Source organism: Herpetosiphon gulosus, from assembly GCF_039545135.1.
Classification (GTDB): domain Bacteria; phylum Chloroflexota; class Chloroflexia; order Chloroflexales; family Herpetosiphonaceae; genus Herpetosiphon; species Herpetosiphon gulosus.
Window position 1 is genome coordinate 119965 of the sequence record NZ_BAABRU010000005.1, and the last position, 20151, is coordinate 140115.

16 protein-coding genes are annotated in these 20151 nt (G+C 49.3%); 8 read left to right on the forward strand and 8 right to left on the reverse strand.

Annotation, left to right across the window (positions count from 1 at the left end):
• Positions 1-7: 7 nt before the first annotated feature.
• The gene (locus ABEB26_RS08160) at positions 8-793 is read left to right on the forward strand and encodes a tetratricopeptide repeat protein (RefSeq protein WP_345721477.1); all 786 of its coding nucleotides are present in this window, start codon (positions 8-10) and stop codon (positions 791-793) included.
• Here ABEB26_RS08160 and ABEB26_RS08165 read toward each other — a convergent pair.
• From ABEB26_RS08165 to ABEB26_RS08175, 3 genes are all read right to left on the reverse strand, one after another.
• On the reverse strand, positions 790-1560 hold the full coding sequence (locus tag ABEB26_RS08165; RefSeq protein WP_345721478.1) for an ABC transporter substrate-binding protein: 771 nt from the start codon (positions 1558-1560) through the stop codon (positions 790-792). The two genes, ABEB26_RS08160 and ABEB26_RS08165, sit on opposite strands and share 4 nt — an antisense overlap.
• Positions 1561-1570: 10 nt before the next feature.
• A complete protein-coding gene (locus tag ABEB26_RS08170) occupies positions 1571-3427 on the reverse strand; it encodes a MutS-related protein (RefSeq protein ID WP_345721479.1) in 1857 nt (618 codons plus the stop codon).
• A 287-nt stretch (positions 3428-3714) separates the two neighbouring features.
• Positions 3715-3972 (reverse strand): hypothetical protein, encoded by a 258-nt coding sequence (locus tag ABEB26_RS08175; protein ID WP_345721480.1) that lies wholly within the window; start codon positions 3970-3972, stop codon positions 3715-3717.
• Positions 3973-4293: 321 nt separating this feature from the next.
• Here ABEB26_RS08175 and ABEB26_RS08180 point away from each other — a divergent pair, with 321 nt between their 5' ends.
• The 3 genes from ABEB26_RS08180 (at position 4294) to ABEB26_RS08190 (ending at position 9037) form a co-directional block, all read left to right on the forward strand.
• Positions 4294-6357, forward strand: coding sequence for a hypothetical protein (locus tag ABEB26_RS08180; protein ID WP_345721481.1), 2064 nt, complete (start codon positions 4294-4296; stop codon positions 6355-6357).
• Between the two features lie 186 nt (positions 6358-6543).
• Positions 6544-6978: a Fur family transcriptional regulator gene (locus ABEB26_RS08185; RefSeq protein WP_345721482.1), complete on the forward strand. Its 435-nt coding sequence runs from the start codon at positions 6544-6546 to the stop codon at positions 6976-6978.
• A 139-nt stretch (positions 6979-7117) separates the two neighbouring features.
• On the forward strand, positions 7118-9037 hold the full coding sequence (locus ABEB26_RS08190) for a heavy metal translocating P-type ATPase (RefSeq protein ID WP_345721483.1): 1920 nt from the start codon (positions 7118-7120) through the stop codon (positions 9035-9037).
• Here the strand turns inward: ABEB26_RS08190 and ABEB26_RS08195 are convergent.
• Together ABEB26_RS08195 and ABEB26_RS08200 are read right to left on the reverse strand one after the other, a co-directional pair.
• Complete coding sequence (locus tag ABEB26_RS08195) at positions 9034-9300, reverse strand: hypothetical protein (protein WP_345721484.1); 267 nt, start codon at positions 9298-9300, stop codon at positions 9034-9036. The genes ABEB26_RS08190 and ABEB26_RS08195 overlap by 4 nt on opposite strands.
• Before the next feature lie 97 nt (positions 9301-9397).
• Positions 9398-10930, reverse strand: a complete 1533-nt coding sequence (locus tag ABEB26_RS08200) for a CHASE4 domain-containing protein (RefSeq protein ID WP_345721485.1) — start codon at positions 10928-10930, stop codon at positions 9398-9400.
• Between the two features lie 430 nt (positions 10931-11360).
• Here ABEB26_RS08200 and ABEB26_RS08205 point away from each other — a divergent pair, with 430 nt between their 5' ends.
• From ABEB26_RS08205 to ABEB26_RS08220, 4 genes are all read left to right on the forward strand, one after another.
• Positions 11361-13838 (forward strand): S8 family serine peptidase, encoded by a 2478-nt coding sequence (locus ABEB26_RS08205; protein ID WP_345721486.1) that lies wholly within the window; start codon positions 11361-11363, stop codon positions 13836-13838.
• 130 nt (positions 13839-13968) lie between these two features.
• Complete coding sequence (locus ABEB26_RS08210; RefSeq protein ID WP_345721487.1) at positions 13969-14577, forward strand: TetR/AcrR family transcriptional regulator; 609 nt, start codon at positions 13969-13971, stop codon at positions 14575-14577.
• 4 nt (positions 14578-14581) lie between these two features.
• Positions 14582-15436, forward strand: coding sequence for an ABC transporter ATP-binding protein (locus ABEB26_RS08215; RefSeq protein WP_345721488.1), 855 nt, complete (start codon positions 14582-14584; stop codon positions 15434-15436).
• Positions 15433-16170 (forward strand): ABC transporter permease, encoded by a 738-nt coding sequence (locus ABEB26_RS08220; protein ID WP_345721489.1) that lies wholly within the window; start codon positions 15433-15435, stop codon positions 16168-16170. Before ABEB26_RS08215 ends, ABEB26_RS08220 begins: the two co-directional genes overlap by 4 nt.
• A gap of 108 nt (positions 16171-16278) precedes the next feature.
• Here the strand turns inward: ABEB26_RS08220 and ABEB26_RS08225 are convergent, their stop codons facing one another.
• Genes ABEB26_RS08225 through ABEB26_RS08235 form a run of 3 tightly spaced genes read right to left on the reverse strand, consistent with a single transcriptional unit; the run spans position 16279 to position 20151 of the window.
• Positions 16279-17394, reverse strand: a complete 1116-nt coding sequence (locus ABEB26_RS08225) for a DUF3048 domain-containing protein (protein ID WP_345721490.1) — start codon at positions 17392-17394, stop codon at positions 16279-16281.
• 52 nt (positions 17395-17446) lie between these two features.
• Positions 17447-18820: a hypothetical protein gene (locus ABEB26_RS08230; RefSeq protein WP_345721491.1), complete on the reverse strand. Its 1374-nt coding sequence runs from the start codon at positions 18818-18820 to the stop codon at positions 17447-17449.
• 59 nt (positions 18821-18879) lie between these two features.
• Positions 18880-20151, reverse strand: coding sequence for an ABC transporter ATP-binding protein (locus ABEB26_RS08235; protein ID WP_345721492.1), 1272 nt, complete (start codon positions 20149-20151; stop codon positions 18880-18882).

Below are 20151 nucleotides of genomic sequence, written 5' to 3' on the forward strand. Positions count from 1 at the left end.
GAATTTTGTGCTTGACCTTGAACAAACTGAAGATGTTGGAACCTTGTTGAGTGCTGGGCGTGAGGCGGCGCAACGTGGCGATAAAACGACTGCCCGTAATGCCTTGCGTAAAGCCAATCGGCTTGCTCCAAATGATGTCGCTGTGTTAATTGCTTTGGCTGAAGTAGTGGGGACATTTAACGAGCGGCGGTTGTTGCTTGAGCAGGCGCTGCAAGTAGAGCCAGAAAATATTGCCGCCCAAGGAGCGTTGGCGGCGCTCAAAAGTGGCGCGGCTAATCCACACCCAGCGGTTAATTTGCCGCCGATTGACCCAACCCCGTTGATGGCTCCCACGAGCGAAACGCTCTATTGCTATCGCCATCCGACGGTCGAAACCGGCTTGCGCTGTATTCAATGTGCGCGGCCAATCTGCTCGAAATGCAGCGAACGCACGCCTGTGGGCTTTATTTGCCCTGAATGTCGTAAAGAACGCCGATCGCCAATTTACCAAGTTGAGCCGCTTGATGCAGTTAAGGCTGGGGCGATTAGCTTGGTGATTGGTGGAATTGGAGCCTATATTTGTAGCTTTTTCCCGCTGTTTCTCTTCTTTTTTATGGGTGCTGTGATTGGCGAAACAATTATGCGGGTGATCGATTGGGCCACGCGTAAACGTGGCTTGATGATGCAGATTGCTGGGGCGGGTGCGTTTGCCGTTGGGGCGATTTTGGCAGCACTATTTGCCGTTGGCTTCAATATTGGGCTAATTATTTTCTTGGTGATTGGGGTTAGCACGCTGGTGGCGCGTTTGCGCTAAGGAAACCATTTCTGGTTGAGCTTGGCGATCCAGCCTTCGGTGTGGAGTTGACCAAGCTCACGATTAATTTGGTTATGCAATTCGTAGGCAGTAATTGGCATCGCCAAGACAAATGGCTCGTAGCTGAGGCTTGCAAGGGTACGGGTTTGCTGGCGATTGTTGGTTTCTAAGGCGGTTAGATTCCCAACAATCGCTGCATCTGAAAAACCCCGTACCACCAGATCGGCAGTAGCAATTTCGATGTATGGGCTATTGTCGATCTGTTGCGGGTTGAACATTTGGCGGGCTAAGCTCTCACCTGGCGAGCCAAGTTGGACTGAAATCAAGCCAGTTAATTGGTTTTGTTGGGTGATTGGGTTGTTAGAGCTAACCAACAATTGTTGGCCGCCATCAAGGTAGGCTTGGCTATAGCGTGCCCGCCACCCCTCAGCTGGATTCTGAATAATTCCGGCGGCAATCAGATCAACTTGATTGGGATTGACTGGATCAATCGCCGGAAACAAGCCATCGTAGCCAATTTGCCGCCATTCAACGGTTAAATCGAGGCGGCGAGCGATTTCCTCAACCAAATCCACATCGTAGCCCGTTGGTTGTTGGCCTTCTAATTGGGCAAATGGCAAGAAACCAAAATCGGTGCCAACCACCAAGACACCCCGCGCCTTGGCACGTTGCCAGACGGGATCATCAGCGCCACCTTGGCTGCGAGTTGCCAGCCAAGCGTAGCCCAAAAGCACACAAATTGCCAAAATATCAAACAGTCGGCGCATAATGGGCCTGCTAACTATTGGCGGCAACGTTCAGCGGCACATCCTGATCAACCAACCCAACGATTTCCATCAGTTTGAGGGCGTTGGTACTGGGCGCTAAACCAGCTCGCAATTGATAATCGAAGGTCATGCTTGGGCCGTCTTCGCCACGCTCGAAATGCTCAGTCAGATACCACGGTTGGCTGATGGCGGCAATATCGGGCGCGGTTGCCAGTGACAAATCATGAGTTGAAACCGCGCCAATCGCACCCAAGCCAATTAAGCGGGCAATAATATGGCGAGCAGCAACGGTACGCTCACGGGTATTGGTGCCATGCAAAATCTCATCCAACAAGAAGAGCGCTGGTTGGCCTGCTGCCCGCGCCTGTTCAACCTCGCCCAAAACCATTTTGAGCCGCAACAATTCGGCCATATAGTACGAAACGCCTTGTTCTAGCGAGTCGTTGATGCGCATGCTGGTGGCTAGCCGTAGCACTGGCAGTTGCAAATTGCTGGCACATACCACGCTGCCCGTTTGAGCTAGCACAATATTGAGGCCGATAGCTCGCATCAAGGTGCTTTTGCCTGCCATATTCGAGCCAGTAATCAAAAAGAGCGTGCCTGCTGGCCCGATGCTGAGATCATTTGCCACCGCTTTATCTGGCCGCAACAACGGATGGGCCAAACCGGTAGCAATAACCTGATCGTTGGTCTGCAATTGGGCTTGCGTCCAATTCGGATGGTCGGCTTGCAAAGTGGCGAGGGCAGCCAGCGCTTCAATTTCGCCCAAGGTTGTGAGCCACGCGCGGGCTTGACCACGCACATCGCGCTGCCAACGCTCAAGCAACCAGCCGATGTGAATATTCCACAAACTAAAGCCTTGCAACACAATATAAAAATAGCTAAATCGCTGATCGGCAAGGCTCAACAAGCGGCTCAAACGAGCCATCTGATGATCGGCGCGAACCTCATTGGCAGTTAATTGGCTTTGGGCTTGGCGCAACAAAGTGGCTTGAAATTGTGGCTCGTTGATTGCTCGAAACAATGCGCCAAAGCCAGCAAAGCCTTTGCGCCGCGCACTGACCGCCATAATCACCTGATTGGCCCATAAGCCTAAGCCATTGCTGACGATGATATTGAGAATAAACAACACCAACCAATAGGGCACATTCGTCCAGCCAGCCAAATAGGCCACCAAGCCAGCAATTGGCCCGATTGGCAACAACCGTGCTAGCCAAACCACCCACATACGGTTGAGCACTCGGGCTGGCTGTTCTGTCCAAACCAGAAATTGCTCAAAATCGGCACGTTCAGCGCTGACATGATGGGCTGCTACGTGCAAATCTTCGCGCAATTGTAAGTTTTGGGCTAGCTCAGCAATGGCCTGTTGGCGCGATGTAATGGTGCTGGGGGTTGCTGGAGCCAGTAGCCAACTCAAAAGCGTATCCAAACCCAAGGCCGTAGGCAGATGCCCAAGTAAGTGCAATAACGAAGCGCGACCCACCAAATCCAAATCGTTGGCATATGAATCGGCAGGAATTTCGAGGCTTGGCAGGCGCAAGGGCAAATTAACCCAATCGCGCTCCAAGCGTTGCACGCCATATTGATTTAATTGATAGAGTGCTTGGCTGCGTTGGCGCTGCTCTTCAACCGTATTATGTTGAATCAAAATCCAGACAAAGCCAATCAGCAAAGCAGCCGCCACTACAAACCACCATGGTGCATTGGCAAAGCCAAAAATCACCGCAAATAGCGCTGTGCCGAACAATACTAATCGGAGATTGGCAAAGCGATCCGAGCGTTGGCGGAGCTGCTCTAATTCAATCTGATAGCTGGCACTGCGTTGGCGATAGGTCTCGATTGGGGTGGCTTGATTTGGGAGTGACATGATTGTTCCTGCGCTACTCGACTCTTTGGTGGGTAAACCCATGTCATCATACCATATAGAGTAGGGGTCAGGGGCTAGATTGGATTTACGAAGGATACAGCAGGCTCTAGGCTATGGGCTTTTGGCTATCGAAGATCATAGGGAAGGCTCAAATTGTTCCGATAGCCGATAGCCTTTAGCCAATAGCCATCGCTCCTCTGCGTCTCTGCGCCAAAGTCCTGACTGCTGCTCCCTAGCCCCTGACGGCTGGCCCCTACTCCCGATCCCCAATATCATAATAAACCAAGCTACGTATTTGGCCATGGGTTGGGTAGTAATTTCAAGCGAACCAGCAAGCGCGATAACAATGTATTGCGATATCGAAATGGGATGACGCTAAGCGGCAGGGCTGCGCCTGTTTCAGTATCATAGGCAGCACTTGGGGCGAGGAGTGGTCGCGTGCCTGGCCCAATGGCAATCCACTCGCTTAGAGGAGTTTCAATAGTACCAAAAGGATGATTAATCGTAACCATAATGTGGTCGAGATCAGGTTTACGTTGCTGCATGTTGTTAGCTCCAAAATTGTTGGGTTAGGCTGTTTGATCCACGAAGGACACGAAGAGCACGAAGGATACAGCAGGCTCTAGGCTATGGGCTTTTGGCTATCGAAGATCATAGGGAAGGCTCAAATTGTTCCGATAGCCGATAGCCTTTAGCCAATAGCCATCGCTCCTCTGCGTCTCTGCGCCAAAGTCCTGACTGCTGCTCCCTAGCCCCTGACGGCTGGCCCCTACTCCCGATCCCCAAGCCCAAAATCGTGCGCACAATCCGATTTAGCTAGCGTATAGTAAAGCAATCGTGTGTGTGTAGTAGGAAGGATGATTGCAGTGGCAAGAAAACCATTTCGAACGCTGGTCAGTTTGACCTTGGCCGTGGGCGTGATGATGGGCGGAACGTTGTTGAGTGCAGTAGCTGAACAATCAGCCACATTGCCCCCAATTAATGGTACGTGGGATAGCTCGCTTGGCAACAGCTTTCAAAAAGCTGGCTCGATTGATTCATTGACAGTTGATGCGAGTAATAATCTCTATGTTGCAGGCGATTTTAACTTTATCAATCAAACGGAAGTGAATGGTTTAGCTCGTTGGAATGGCACAAACTGGAATGGCTATGGGCTTCAGCCAAATGATGTTGGCAAAATTCACAAAGTATTGCCATTTGAGAATGAGCTATTTGCGATTGGCGATTTTGAGCGCTTGCAACAAGCCCAAAACAAAATTGCCCGTTGGAATGGTACAAGTTTTCAGCCAATTGGCAATGGCATTACCGGATTATTGCATCGTTTTTCGCCAGATATTACGGTCGCAACCTTGCATAGCTATAGCGAAACCCTCTATATTGGCGGCGAGTTTAGCCAATTTGCTGGCGAATTTGCCTATGCAATTGGGCAATGGAATGGCGCTGTCCAACCGCAAGCCACAATCTTCGATGGTAAAGTTACCAGCTTTGCCTCTGATGCTGATGAATTAATTGCTGGTGGCTATTTTACCCAAATTGATGGCGTGGATAGCCGTTTGGCGCGTTTGGTCGATAATCAATGGGTAGCGCTTGATGTAGGCATTGCTAATAGTGCCTTTACGGTCTACTCAGCGAATAATACGATTTATCTCGTGGGCTATAATCTCACTAATCAAACCTACCAACTGTATAGCTGGGATGGCTCAAACGCAGTTAGTATTGGCAATGTGCTTGATAATTCGATTGATAGTTTAGTGGGTTTAGGCTCCGATCTCTATATTCAAACTAATCAGCAATTATTGAAATTGCAAAATAATCAATGGCAAGCAGCCAATTTGCCATTGACGATTACGAAATTGACCGCCTTGGCCAGCAATGGCTCGACCCTTTACCTTGGCGGCGAATTAGTGCTGAATGCTAATCCAAGCCAAATTGTTGCTTGGAATGGCACCCAAGCCCAAAGTTTGGCGACCTTGACGGTAATTGATGATCAACACTTGGTCAGTGGTGATGCTGGTCGTCCAGTAATTACCGATTATGGAGTTGGTAGTGCCCAAGGTTCAATTCAACGCTGGAATGGCACGAGTTGGGAAACCTTGGCAACCGATACTAACGATTCGTTTGGCCTTTCACAGTTTTATCGCGCCAACAATCAACTTTATAGCTTTTTCCTTGAGCCGCAAGCCTTGGCTACTGGTCAAGCGGCTAGTAATGTTTGGCGTTTGAATGGCACAACCTGGACGAGCGCAAATATTAATGTTTCAGATACAGTTTATTGGTATGAATCAGGCCAACAGATCTTTGCTTATCTGGCTCAACCACAAGCCAGTCAACCAATCACTGGTATTTTGGAGTTTGACGGCACGAGCTTGAATCCACGGCTCCAACCAGATTGGTTCAATCGCTCGGATTATCTCTTTTTCTTCGAGAATAATTTCTATGCAATTAATCTACTCAATGATTTAGACTCGAAATTTTTAGAAATTCAGCGTTGGAATGGCCAAAATTGGCACGAAATTCAGTTTATGGAAGTGCCTAAGGCCCGTTATAGCCTTGACATGTGGCGCGGCCAACTGTTCATGGTCAATACTGCTGGCAATTTCTACGAAATTAATCCCGATGGCAGTTTGGATGAAATTGCTACAGCTGACGGTGGCATTTATACCATGGCTGGGCGTGATGATGGTGCGCTCTATCTTGGCGGCGATTTCAGCACCATTGATGCGGCGACAACAGGCCCAATTGCGAGCTTTGATGGCACGAATTTCCGGGGCTTGCTGAGCCAGCCCAATGGTCGCGTCAACTCACTGAGTGTTGATCGCAATCATGTGTATGTCGCTGGCGATTTTACCAAAGTGGGCACGGTAGCATCGTTGGGTGTGGCGGTCTTTGTGCCGACCAAGCAGGTCTATTTGCCTGCGGCAATGCGTTAATAATCTACGGGGTTAGCTTTAAATCTATGGATGAATGCTACTGAGAGATTCTGATAACAATTGGGGTTTGGCTCTTGCCAAACCCCAATTGTTGTCGAAGCTTAACTTGACGTTACCCGCAAATATTGCTAAAAATGAATCCTGATGCTAGAATAGTAATTAGAATCATTCTAAGGTTGAAGCACAATGGCAATTATGCAACCTGAAGAGCGGGCGCGTCGCCTATTACGCGAATTGGAACATCATGGCTATCGGCCAACGCCGCAGCGCGAAGCGGTTTGTTGGGCGTTGGCTCGTCATGGCGGGCATCCTACTGCTGCTGAGATTGTCGAAGTCGTTAAGCAGCATGGCATTGGTCAGGCCACGGTTTATAACACGATTACAACCTTGGAAAAGCTGGGGGTTATTCAGCCAATGCCGTTGAATACCGATGAGCACACCCGCTATGACCTCGATACAACTCCGCATATGAACTTTGTGTGTTCGCAATGCGGCGCGATTATCGATTGTCATGCACCACAGCTTGATTTGATGCTGGCACAGATCGCCTCAACCGCCGGAGCAACCTTTGAATCAGCCAATGTGGTGGTCTACGGGCGTTGCGAACGTTGTAAAAATTAAATCAGTAAAGAGTGCTTCGGCACTTTTTATTTAGACTCAATTTAGAATCATTCTAAATAAAACTAATAAAACAGGTTTAATAGCCGAAATTTTTTTATCAGCAATTTAGAATGATTCTCATTGCTAAGGAGCAGGTATCATGACTACCACAAGTGTTAATAGCCGCCACCTGCATGCTGAGGCCCAAGCCGAGCTTGATGAGCTAGCAGCATTGCCATGGATGATGCGCCTAACCGCGATTTGTTTGATCGCCACAGGTTTGGGCTGGGTTGCCGGAAGTGTTGCGGGCGTGCCAACTTGGTTGCCTTGGTTATTGTATGTGGTAGCGTTTGCCAGCGGCGGCTGGTTTCCGCTGGGCAATGCATGGGAAAGCCTGCGCCAACGCGAATTCGATGTTAATTTCTTGATGATTGTGGCAGCAATCGGGGCAGCGGCAGTTGGTCAGCCCCGCGAAGGCGCAATTTTGATGTTTTTGTTTGCGCTTTCCAATACGCTCGAAACCTATGCCATGGGTCGAACTCATCGGGCCGTCAATGCACTATTGGAGATGGCTCCCGACCAAGCAACGCTGATCGCTGCCGATGGTACGCAACAAGTGGTGGCCGTCGCCGATTTAGCGATTGGCGATCGGGTATTGGTGCGGCCTGGCGAGCGGATTCCGGTTGATGGGGTTGTGCGGATCGGCGCTTCGTCAATTAACGAAGCAGCAATTACTGGCGAATCAGTGCCAGTTGATAAAGGCGCTGGCAGCAAGGTCTTTGCTGGCACGCTCAATACCACTGGCGCACTGACCATCGAGGTAACCGTGGCGGTTGGTGATACGACCTTGGCACGAATTATTGAAACCGTGGCCGAAGCTCGCAGCCAAAAAGCCAAAGCCCAAGATTTTACCGATCGGGTAATTGGCCAATATTATGCCTATGCCGTGGTGGCCATGACCTTGTTGGCGATTGCGATTCCGTTGCTGTTTCTCGATTGGAGCGTTAAAACCACGCTCTACCGCGCAATGGCACTGATGGTCGTGGCCTCGCCCTGTGCCTTGGTGATTTCAATTCCAGCGGCGATGCTTTCGGCCATGGCCAATGCTGCCCGCCACGGGATGTTATTCAAAGGTGGGCGCTATCTTGAAGCTGCTGCTAAAATTAAAGTCGTGGCCTTGGATAAAACAGGGACGCTCACGACTGGCCAATTGAGCGTGATGCAAACTGTGGATCTTGGTCAACGCTCAACTGAACAATGGCTAACCGCAGCAGCAGCGGTCGAAGCCTTCTCAGAACATCCCTTGGCGAAAGCGATTGTCGCCCATGCTCAAGATCAGAAACTGAACGTCCCAATTGCGGTTGATTTCCAATCGATCACTGGGATGGGTGCGCAAGCTGATGTTCATGGCGAATTGGTGCAGGTTGGTCGGCCCCGTTTATGGGGCGAGGCGGTGCTCGCCCAAGCTGCCAAACTTGAAGCCCAAGGCGCAACCGTGATCGGTGTTGGCACTACCGAACAAGTATGGGGCTTAATTGCCTTGGCTGATACGATTCGGCCTGATGCCAAGCAAGCGATTGCCGCGCTGCACGCTGCGGGTGTGGAACGAGTGGTGCTGTTGACTGGTGATAATCAAGCTGTAGCCCAGCATGTGGCCAGCCAAATTGGCATTGATGATGTTCGTGCTGAACTTTTGCCTGGTGACAAAGCCCAAATTATTGAAGAATTGCAACAACGCTATGGTCCAGTTGCGATGGTTGGCGACGGCGTGAATGATGCGCCAGCCTTGGCTACTGCTCAACTGGGCGTGGCAATGGGCGTTGCTGGCACTGATGTGGCTGTGCAAAGTGCCGATGTGTTGTTGCTGAGTGATGATTTGCTGAAATTGGCTGAAGCTTTACGGCTTGGCCGTCGCACCCAACGCATTGTTTGGCAAAATATTGCCTTTGCTGGCGGCGTGATTGTGGTGCTGATCGCTTCAGCCTTGTTTGGCAATATTCCCCTGCCGTTAGGCGTGGTTGGCCATGAAGGTAGCACGTTATTGGTGGTTGCCAATGGTTTGCGCTTGCTGCGCCGCTAACCAAAGAGCATAAAGGCAAACAGCGACAGCATTGCTGCTAACATAAACCAGGCTAAAGGGTCCTTGCGCAATTGACGATTCAAATTGGGCAAGGGCTTTTTATAGGTATATTCATAGCCACAGTCAATGCACTGGACATAATAGCGAAACATGTGAATACCCGAGGTCAGTAATGGTTTCATCGTTTGCTTCTTGCTACCACATTCAGGGCAAGCAAAACTGACGTGGGTTTGAGCTGCATGCGGAACATGATAATCGGCCATACTTCTGCTCCTTGATTTGGTTCGGGTAAACATTAATAATGGGGAACAAAACTGTTCCCCATCATAGCATGGCCAAAATTGCTTGAGAAGAGCGAATTTAGCGTCGAATACTCCAAGCAATGCCTGCCTGCAAGGTGCTAAATGTGGTAAGTTGGTTCAACTGCTGGCCGAAGCCAACCAACGATTGAGCAATCTCTGGGCTGAGGCCAGTTAGCACTAATTGAGCGCCGAGCAAACGTACAGCCTTGGCGGCTTTGAGCAACATCTCGGCGGTAAAGCCATCAATTTGGGCGACCCCAGTAATATCGATGATGGCGATCCGAGCGTGTTGTTGCTCAACCCCTTGCAATAATGTGCCCAAAATGTGGTTAGCACGGGCTTGATCGATCGCGCCGACCAAGGGCATCACCAGCATATCATCACGGAAGGGAATCAACGGCGTAGCTTGCTCGGCGATCACAAATTCTTGGGCTTTGATCAATTGTTCTTGGAGTGCAAGTTGTTCGGTTTGGGCAGCTAGGGTATTGGCTTGCAGTTGATTGCGCTCAGCTTCTGCGGCTGCGGTTGCGAGCTGCGCTTGTTCGAGCACATTCAAGGTTTGATTAATGCTGGTCGCCAAGCCCGCAACCTCATCGTTGCCCACCACTGCTACCCGTTCATGCAGATTATTGGCAACGTGTTTGATTTCGTTACTCAAGCGCAACACGCGGTTGATGACCACTCGATTGAGCAAAAAATACAATACCAAGCCACCAATAGCCGTCACCACAAAGGTCAAAATCACCACAAACTGCAAGGCATGATGACCTTGGTTGTAGATTGTGCGTGGCCGAATAATATTGATAATCAGGGCTGGGTTACCTTGGAGATCGTTGATTTGCTGCAAGCCACGTAAGGCATGCTCATCGATTGGGATGATTTGGCGGGGATTGACATCGCTCAATTGCTGAATGCTGCTTGTCAGATCGCTTGGTGGATTGAGCACATCTTCCAAACTGAAGGGAAATAATGTGACCGCAGCTAAATCATTAAGCACCTGTTGGTCAAGGTAGCGCCCAAAAATCACCGTGCCGCGAATTGGCCCTTGACCTTGGCTATCAATAATCGGGCGAGCAGCAACCAACACAATTCGCTCTTGAAAACGCACAATGCCCAAGTTGCGTTGGCTGGAGTCACTAAACGTCGTTAGTTGCGGAATTTGCTGCACAAATGGTAAAAAGTTTTCTGGTAAGTCGCTAAATGTATCTGCATCGGCCATTCGTCCATACACCAAGGCTTGTTGTTGGTTGAGAAAGGCCATAATATTAAATGTATAGGTTGCGAAAACATCATCGCCAGCATTGTTGCTAATATAATCAGCATCGGGAGCCTCGATAAAGGCATAGGTATCATCCCAGGTTGACCATGAAACCAAGGCCGTGTCGAGCCGATTTTGCTCAAACTGTAAGGCATTCAATACCCGATCAAGGTCGGTTTGCATTGAGGTCGTTTCAAGCTCGGCAAACGATTGGAGCAGCAACATGCGCAGTGGGAAAATAAGCACAACTACCAGCAGCACGAGGCTGGCTCCTAGCACAATTTTGGTTTGGCGACGCAGCGAGGTCGTGCCAGTTGATGGCGCAGATGTCATAATACGATGCAACCTATCTAGATTGGCTGGGTAGAATTGTGCGCCTATGATAGCACGTTCTCTAGTTAATTGGGGTAGGTTGATCTGCGAAGGAGCACGAAGAGCACGAAGGGGCGAGGGGTCAGGGTTCAGGGACAAGGAGTCTGTTTTGAATTAGCTGGACAATCAGCAATACTGACTCCTGATTGCTGACCCCTGACCTCTATCACCCTCTACGCCTCAGCGGTAAATCCGCTTGCCTGAAGCCTGATTCCAATTCATAGATTCTTTGATCTTTCATCCCTCATAATTCATCCTTCATCCTTTACTCAAATTCACCCTAGTAATTTGGGTAAAAATTTTTTATACTTATACAATTGATTTCCCTCAACGGTGTGCAATATTTATAATTCTCTCGTGGCACACCTACCACAACCACCTGGAGGTCGGCATGCGAATATTTCATGGTCTTTTACTGCTAGGCTTAATTTTTTTAAGCCTAGGAAGCGCGGCTAGCAAACCCCCTAGCGCGACAATCCCGCCCAAGTTGTATCTGCAACGCGGTACGATCGATCTCAACGTGGTGAATCAGGCCAACCAAAATGATCCGTTGTTACAGGCGGTTGCCGAGTATGCGGTTATTCAATTTAGTGGGCCAATTTTGCTCAAGCAGCGGCAAGCACTCGAAGCTACTGGGTTAAGCATTATTGAATATCTACCTGATTATGCCTATTTGGTGCGTGGCTCGGCTGCCCAACAAGCTGCCGCTAGTCGGCTCGATGGTTTTTATGCCCGTGGCGATTGGACGTTGGCTGATAAGTTTCAGCCTGGTTTGTTGAGGCTAATCCAAACTGGGAGCTACCAAGGCTTGCCCTTACGCACAATTGGCTGGGATAACCAACTGGCCAGCGCTGAGCAAGCGGTCAAAGCCCAAGGCCTCAAGCTCGATGCCATCACGACGATTGATCAACTGCTCCAGCTTGCGCGGATTAACGAAGTACGCTGGATTGAAGTATCAAGCACACCTAAATTGGCTGATCAATATGCTCGTCAAGTTCAACAAGTCGAGCCGGTTTGGACTAACCACCAGTTGTATGGCCAAAATCAAATTGTAGCCTACACCGACACAGGCTTGGATACTGGCTCGTTGGCAACGGTCAGCAACGATTTTGCCAATCGAATTCAAGCGACCCATGTGCTCTCTGCTGGAGCGCATTGGGATGATAACCATGGCCACGGAACCCACGTTGCTGGCTCGATTGCTGGGAATGGCGCACTTTCTGGCTCAAACCCAGCTACGCATAGCTATACTGGTTCGATGGCGGGGATTGCGCCTGAAGCTAAGTTAGTCGTCCAAGCCTTTGAGGCTGACCTTAGTGGCAACATTATTGGCCTGCCTACCGATTTTTACCCCATGTTCCAACAAGCCTATGACGCAGGTGCTCGTATCCATAGTAATAGTTGGGGCGATCTGACTGGACCTGTGACTGATACCGAGGCTTCGTTTGGTGGTTACCCCTATAGTGCTCAGCGTACTGACCAATTTCTGTGGGAACACCCCGATTATACGATGCTGTTTGGGGCTGGCAATAGCGGAGCCGATGGAACGGTTGGTGAATTAGGCTTTTGTACTGGCGGTGATGGCGTAGTCGATCCTGATTCGTTATTAGCACCGGGTACGGCCAAAAATGTGATTACGGTTGGCGCTAGCGAAAGCCCACGCCCAACGGGTGGTTATACGGGCTTACCTTGGCTGTTGCTCAGCTTTTGTTTTGCAACCGAGCCAATTCTCTCCGATACGCTTTCTGATGATGCCAATGGCATGGCGGCATTTTCATCGCGTGGGCCAACTGATGATGGCCGAATCAAACCCGATTTGGTTGCGCCTGGCACAAATATCGTTTCAACGCGCTCCTATGGTAGTGGTGCTAGCACCTTATGGGGCGTGCACGAAACCAATGGCAACTATGTGTACTCGGGTGGTACTTCGATGTCCACACCGTTGGTTGCTGGTACGGTTGCGCTTATTCGCGAATGGCTGGCGACCCAAGGTATGATTACCCCAAGTGCAGCAGTGATCAAAGCAATTGCCCTGAATACCACGGTTGATATTGCGCCAGGTCAATATGGCACGGGCGTAACCCAAGAAATTCCCTACAATCGACCAAATAGTGTGGCTGGCTGGGGTCGCAGCAATTTAAGCTTTATTACCAAACCTGCCCCCTATCATTTGTGGGTGGCCGATCGAACTGCTGGCTTGAGCACAGGCCAAACGATTACCTACAATCATACTGCCAACCAGCCGCTAACTGTGCTGACCAATACTCAACCGTTGCGGGTTATGCTCAACTGGACAGATCCGCCAGCCTCGTTGGCAGCGGCCCAACAATTGGTTAACGATCTTGATTTGGTGGTGATTGGGCCTGATGGTACGCGCTATTATGGCAACAATCAGAGCACTGGCGATCGCACCAATAACGTCGAAGGGGTCATTATCAATAATCCGCAAATTGGGGCTTATCAAATTGAGGTTAATGCGCATAATGTGCCAATTGCTAGCCAACCCTATGGCTTAGCCGTAGCTGGCCCGTTGCGCGAAGGCACTGGCGGTAGTACGCCAACTCCAACGCCAACCGCGACAGCAACCAACACACCAACGGCCACGAACACGCCAACCAACACTGCAACGAATACGCCGACCAATACGGCAACGGCCACCAATACACCGACGAATACAGCAACGGCCACCAATACACCGACGAATACAGCAACGATAACTAACACGCCAACCAACACACCGACGGCAACGAATACACTGACGAATACGCCAACCAACACACCGACGAATACACCGACTGACATACCAACTCCGACGAGTACGGCTGTGCTCAACGAGTATGATGTTTGGATACCGTGGGCCAGCAAGTAGCCTAGGCTCCAGCAAAAACGCGATCAAGTTTTTTGATCGCGTTTTTGTTTGTCCAAAATTCCCCTTGACAGCCCTATTTAGATTAGTTATACTCTTGATTGAACGTTCAATCAAGTTTTTGAGGTAAGGTATGACTGATGAACAACAGCAACGGCGCGAGGCTATTCTTGAGGCTGCACGGGCCGAATTTGCCGAAAAAGGCTTTCGGGGGGCCACGATCAAATCAATTGCCGCCCGCGCCCAGATTCAGTCGCCAGCCTTGATCTATTGGTATTTTCCGAACAAAGATGCGTTGCTCGAAGCAGTGATGCAAGTTCAAATGCCGATCTTGCAAAATATGCAATCGCTTGATGGCTTGTTTGATCTAGAGCCACGGCAATTGCTGGGATTATTGGCCAAAGGCTACCTGCAAGCAGGCGATAATCCGCGCACTGTGCAGATGATGCGGGTGCTTTTGGGTGAAATGCTGTTGGGACGTAACCCAACTGAGGTGATCAACCAACAGATTGTGCCGCAGATCAAGCAATTTCTGGAAGGCTATTTGATCCATCAAATTCAGCTTGGCCGGATACGCCAGCACGATACCCGCGCCAGCACCCGCGCCTTTATGGGGATGCTCATGCCTCAAATGCTGAGCAAAGTAATTTTGCCCAGCTTGCAGGCCGATGGATTAACCGACGACGAACATATTGCAACGATTATTGATATTTTTCTGAATGGACTCAAGCCAGAGGAGTAAACCCATGAACGCTGTTGAAGTTCGGGGACTCACCAAACGGTACGGCAATGTCCAAGCCCTTCAAGGTGTCGATTTGACGGTGCCTGAAGGCATGATTTTCGGCTTGCTTGGCTCGAATGGGGCTGGCAAATCAACCTTGATTAAGGCCTTGGTTGGCGCACTCAAGCCCAATAGCGGCGAATGGCAGGTGCTTGGCCTTAATCCATTACGTGATCAAGCTAATCTCCGTGCCTTGATTGGCTATATGCCCCAAGGCGTGGCGCTGTATGAAGATCTCTCGGCCCGCGAAAATTTACGGTTTTTTGGCAGTGCTCACGGCGTGCCCGAGTTGGAGCAACGGATTCAAGCGGCACTTGAATTTACCGAATTAACTGGCCGCGCAGATCATCCGGTGTATGGCTTTTCGGGCGGCATGAAAAAACGGGTCTCGTTAGCCTGTGCTCTGCTGCACAAACCACGTATGCTCTTTCTTGATGAGCCGACTGCGGCAGTCGATCCGCATCTTAAGGTGCGTTCGTGGCAGCTCTTTCGCGAATTGGCGAATGCTGGCACAACCTTATTTATCAGTACCCACTTGATGGATGAAGCCTTGCTCTGCGACCGCCTTGCTATCCAACAAACTGGCAAAATTTTGATTGTCGATACGCCCCAAGCGATTTTGGAGCATGGTCAAACCCGATTAATCATCAAACAAGCTGAGCAAACCACTGACCAGCAAATTGTTAGCACGCCCGACGCATTAGCCGAAGCCTTACATAGCTATGGGCTGAATCCAACAATTCAAACGTTGGCGTTACACCCCGATTCGCTCGAAACGATTGTGCTGCGCATGCTGCAAAAAAGCGAGGTGACCGAATGAGCCGTATTTTAGTTGTTGCCAAACGGGTGCTAACCCAGCTGCGCCACGATAAACGCTTGCTTGGGTTATCGGTCATGGCTCCGTTGCTAATTATTTATCTGTTGAAAATTTTCTTCGATACCATGCCCAAGGGCTTCAATAATGCCCGCTATATCATGCCGATCACTGCATTTATGGTGCATTTTTTGGCATTTTTGCTCTGTGCAATTGTCTTAGTCCAAGAACGCACCGCCGGAACACTAGAGCGGATGTTTATCAATGGCTTTCGGCGGATTGAAATTATCGGCGGCTATGTGCTGGGCTATATTCTGCTGGCCACTTTCCAAGCAGCAATTGCCTTGGCGCAAGCTCTGTGGTTGTTCGATTTAGAATATGCTTGGGCTGATTTGGCGATGTTGTTTGGGGTAATTTGGTTGCTGGCAATTACCTCGGTGATGTTGGGGATGTTTATCTCGACCTTCGCGCGGCATGAAGGCCAAGTTTTCCCCTTTATTCCGATGATTATCCTGCCGTCGGTGTTTCTTTCGGGCTTGTTGATTAATCCTGAGCAATTGCCAACCTGGGCTAATTGGCTTGGTCATGCCTTTCCATTGTTCTATGCCAACGATGCAATTCAAGAAATTATTGGCAAAACGCCCAGCGCGAGCGTGATCTGGACGAATATAGCGATTTTGGTCGGCTATGGCTTGTTTTTATTAACTTTGGCCTCGCGCACCTTGAAAGATGTTGAATGATTGATCCACGAAGGACACGAAGCACCACGAAGATTAATTATTTCGTGCTCTTCGTGTCCTTCGTGGATCAAACCTGATCCCTGACCCCTAACCTCTGATCCCTCGTCCCTACTGATAACTTACATTATCCAAGCTAGGCATGGCGGCGATCCAGATTGGTCCAGCTGGAAACATGATTTCAGCGTTACTCTGATCATAAAAACGCAATGGAGCCGATTCGGAATCCTTGCGCCACGTAGCTTCTTGGAGCGAGCCATTGGCGAAAACCAACGCTCGACCTTCGCCAATCACCTGCTGATCGATGCGGCCTTTATCATCGCCGATGATCGGAGCTTCGAATACTTCCATCGTCACAACACTTTTGAAGGTTAGCTGTGCTCCGCTGACCGCATCGACGTGCGCTGCACCGCGTCGCAAACGGGCATATTCGTTGGTGGCAGGGTCGTAGCGCCAGCCCGCCGGATCTTCGGGGTAGATGAAGAAATAATCAATTGTGCTAACTGGCTCAGCCACCGGAGCTTCTGGCTCAAATAAAAAGCCCACGTCGTTAACATCGGCCTCAGCGCTGTCGCTCGCCCGATCATCAACATATTGGGCAATTTGAGCAGCGCTGGTATACAAATTATGTGGAGCCTCGCGCTGTAACGAGCGGCGGGAGTAATCGAAAATCTGGCGGCTTTCCAAGCTAACCAAATCGATATCAATCACCAAATCATTAGGATCGGCGGCGAGGCGTTCGAGGCCTTCGGGGCTACCACCAGCGTGGGTATAGACCGCTCGAAAACCCATGGCCCATTGCACAAAATAAAGCCGAGCCGAGCGAACTGGCCCCAGATCGCCTGCAACCTCAGCCAATTCGGGCGTAAAAACTGCCATATAGCGAGTAACGCCGTATTCCGCCAAGGCCTCAAACACAACTGCTGCCTGATCCAAGCCAGTTTGCGGATAAGCCGCCGGAAAGTTATCGATCATGGTGATGTAGGGGCGTTGGGTTAGTGTGCCTCGGGCCATGGCAGGTCGCCCAGTGCGGGGGTCGCTGCTGATCGGAGTGGCAGTTGGCACACTGGTTGGGCTAGGCTGGGTTGTCGCCGTTGGTGCTAGGGTTGGGCTGGCCGCTAGCGTGGCGGTTGGGCTGGGTTGGGCTGGCACAGTGGCGGTGGGTGTTCCGGTTGTGCTGCATGCTGTTACAATCAACAGCAAACTGATCGAAAACCATCGACGCATGCAAAACCTCCCTGACGATAATCCAATTTCTTGGCAATATCGTTGAACTAGGCTATGGGCGAGAAAATACTTGATAGGTTTGATTTTGACTGATTACCTGCCAATTATCGGCTTGCAGGTTTTTGCCAATTGGGCTGCCAATTTCTACTAAGGCACATTCAATATTATATTGTTCAAATAATGGTTGATATTGCCCATTATCTTCAGTTTGCATACTGGTATTCATGAAATCGGTCGGATAGGGATCAAAACGATTATCGATAAAAACAGGTCGTTCTGGCAAATACCAAATTAAATCGCCGCCACTATTATAGGTATTATAGATATTCCCAGGACAATTCTTCATTGAATCAAGAATCGCTGGTGATAATAATGGTGTGCGTTGCAGCCAACTAAAAATGACTAAGCCAATTGCAATAATCGCCGTTAAGCCTAAAATAACTCCTTGCATTGGCTCAAAGGCACTCAATTTGCCTGGCTTGTAGGGCGTTACTGCATAGATCTTGAATAATAATAACACTGCCAGAACATCAAAAAAGACATTTTGACGTACTGAACGGAATGCCATTATGCCAAATAAAATTGTTGCAAGCACTAAAAACCATTCATAATTGGTGCTTGGCTTATAACGTCGTCGATACCAAACTAAACCAAGCACCGTAACCAGTAGAAAATAAGGATAGCTCGCAAATTTAGTAAACTTTTGCGGTTGCCATTCTTCGATATAAGCATAGGTGCTGCTATCAAGCGAATTAAGCGTGAATAACCATAATTCATAGCCATGCGGATTGCATAAGCTTGCCAAAAATGAGAGCGCACTGATAGCGAGCCAACGCACAACATCTTGGCGCTGGACAATATTTACCGCAGTAATAATACCAATTAATACCATTCCAACCACGAAGCCAGCATGCAGATTGGCCCAAACCAGCATAAATGGAATAATCCACCAATGATATTTACGATTTTGAATCATCAAAATTAATAGAACAAATAAACAAATGGTGATAATTTGTGGCCGAACACTCCAGCCTTTAGCATTATCTACAATTCCAAGGGTTAGAAATAGAATTGCTAATTTTGGATTGATTTTTTCTGAACGATAGATTAAATGCCATGTAAATACAATGATGCCCGCAAATACCCCAACTAGTAGTGGGAAACCACCAATTGCATAGAATAAATACATTAATGTTTGAGTTAACCATTCGTGATTGGGCCAAAAATTCCCTTGATTGGTCCAGCTATACAGGTCGGTGGTAATAATCGTGCGTTGCTGCACAATATCTTGGCCTGTGCGCAACAACCACCACGTATCACTTTGTAAAGGAACTAATAACGCCATTCCCAGCAGCATTAATCCAGCAATCCATAGGAGAAACCGATCAAACGACCATTCTTGTGGTTTGAGCCAAGTTTTGAGCATAAAGTTCTCCCTGCATTAAACTATTGCGGATTAACCAGCGAATGCTGCTGTGATCCAGTTTATTTATGCCAAGACCATTGCGAAGGAATATAAATTGCGCCAAATTGTTCGCCAATCGAGGCCGCGTAAACCCGTAAATCATGCTTACGGTCTTGATGATCATAGGCATGAGTCAGGGTATGATCATACAATGCTACCGAAAGTTCATAATTGCCTTCCAGCAAAGGCAGGTTTTCGATTTGATAATCAACATAGCCTTGTTCGGCGATTTGGGGAATTTCTAGCCCAGCAAAGCGCGAATTTGGCCCATTGATGTGAAAGCCTGTGCGATGGTGAATCGCCACGCCAAAAACCGGTTTTTCAATTGGTTGGTGGGCTTGATAGTGCATGCGAATGGTTAAGGCTTGGCCTGTGGTTGCGGTCTGAATGACTTCACCAGCAGCATTGAGCAATTCCACCTTGGAGATTTCAGCCTCGCGACTGCCCCAGCGGCGTGCATCAAACTCAATTTCTTCAGCACTTTTGGCTTCTTCTTCGGTGCTGGGTGTTTCTGGTTCGGGGTTTTCGGCGGCTTTTTCGGCCTCGATCCTCGCGGCATCACGTTGGTTGGTTTCCGCTAAATAAGCGTCGATCGCTTCGGTTGGGGCACTGTCAGTCATCAAATTGCCATGGTGAAACCACAAGGCTCGATCACATAAGTCGCGCACTTGGCCCAAGGCATGCGAGACAAATAAAATTGTTTTGCCACGCCGTTTGAGTTGATAAATTCGATCCAAGCATTTGCGCTGAAACAGCTCGTCGCCAACCGCGAGCACTTCGTCGGTGATCAAAATATCGGGATCGACGTTGATTGCCACGGCAAAGCCCAAGCGCATATACATCCCCGATGAATAGTGCTTGACGGGCATGTCGATAAATTCTTGCATCTCGGAGAAGCGAATGATCGCTGGCACTTTTTCGGCCATTTCGATGCGATTGAAGCCGAGCAGTGAGCCATTCAAGAAGATATTTTCGCGACCTGTTAGATCGGGGTGAAAGCCTGAACCAAGCTCAAGCAAGGCCGAAACACGGCCATCGACAATTACCTTGCCGCTGTTGGGTTGCAAAATCCGTGTAATGAGCTTGAGTGTGGTCGATTTACCCGAACCATTGTGGCCAATCAAGCCAACCGTTTCACCACGATTGATCGTAAAACTGACATCGCGCAGCGCCCAAAAATCCTCGTCGGGCATAACTTGGGGCTTGAATAAACCGGCGATGCGTTCCTGAATGCTATTGCGCCGATCACGCTTGATCGTAAAATGCTTGGAAACATTTTCAAAAATAATCAT

Bases quoted from the DNA above. Each gene is read 5' to 3' on its own strand.
- ABEB26_RS08165 (WP_345721478.1), bottom strand. From the start codon at position 1,560: ATGCGCCGACTGTTTGATATTTTGGCAATTTGTGTGCTTTTGGGCTAC.
- ABEB26_RS08170 (WP_345721479.1), bottom strand. From the start codon at position 3,427: ATGTCACTCCCAAATCAAGCCACCCCAATCGAGACCTATCGCCAACGC.
- ABEB26_RS08175 (WP_345721480.1), bottom strand. From the start codon at position 3,972: ATGCAGCAACGTAAACCTGATCTCGACCACATTATGGTTACGATTAAT.
- ABEB26_RS08185 (WP_345721482.1), top strand. From the start codon at position 6,544: ATGGCAATTATGCAACCTGAAGAGCGGGCGCGTCGCCTATTACGCGAA.
- ABEB26_RS08190 (WP_345721483.1), top strand. From the start codon at position 7,118: ATGACTACCACAAGTGTTAATAGCCGCCACCTGCATGCTGAGGCCCAA.
- ABEB26_RS08195 (WP_345721484.1), bottom strand. From the start codon at position 9,300: ATGGCCGATTATCATGTTCCGCATGCAGCTCAAACCCACGTCAGTTTT.
- ABEB26_RS08200 (WP_345721485.1), bottom strand. From the start codon at position 10,930: ATGACATCTGCGCCATCAACTGGCACGACCTCGCTGCGTCGCCAAACC.
- ABEB26_RS08205 (WP_345721486.1), top strand. From the start codon at position 11,361: ATGCGAATATTTCATGGTCTTTTACTGCTAGGCTTAATTTTTTTAAGC.
- ABEB26_RS08210 (WP_345721487.1), top strand. From the start codon at position 13,969: ATGACTGATGAACAACAGCAACGGCGCGAGGCTATTCTTGAGGCTGCA.
- ABEB26_RS08215 (WP_345721488.1), top strand. From the start codon at position 14,582: ATGAACGCTGTTGAAGTTCGGGGACTCACCAAACGGTACGGCAATGTC.
- ABEB26_RS08220 (WP_345721489.1), top strand. From the start codon at position 15,433: ATGAGCCGTATTTTAGTTGTTGCCAAACGGGTGCTAACCCAGCTGCGC.
- ABEB26_RS08225 (WP_345721490.1), bottom strand. From the start codon at position 17,394: ATGCGTCGATGGTTTTCGATCAGTTTGCTGTTGATTGTAACAGCATGC.
- ABEB26_RS08230 (WP_345721491.1), bottom strand. From the start codon at position 18,820: ATGCTCAAAACTTGGCTCAAACCACAAGAATGGTCGTTTGATCGGTTT.
- ABEB26_RS08235 (WP_345721492.1), bottom strand. From the start codon at position 20,151: ATGATTATTTTTGAAAATGTTTCCAAGCATTTTACGATCAAGCGTGAT.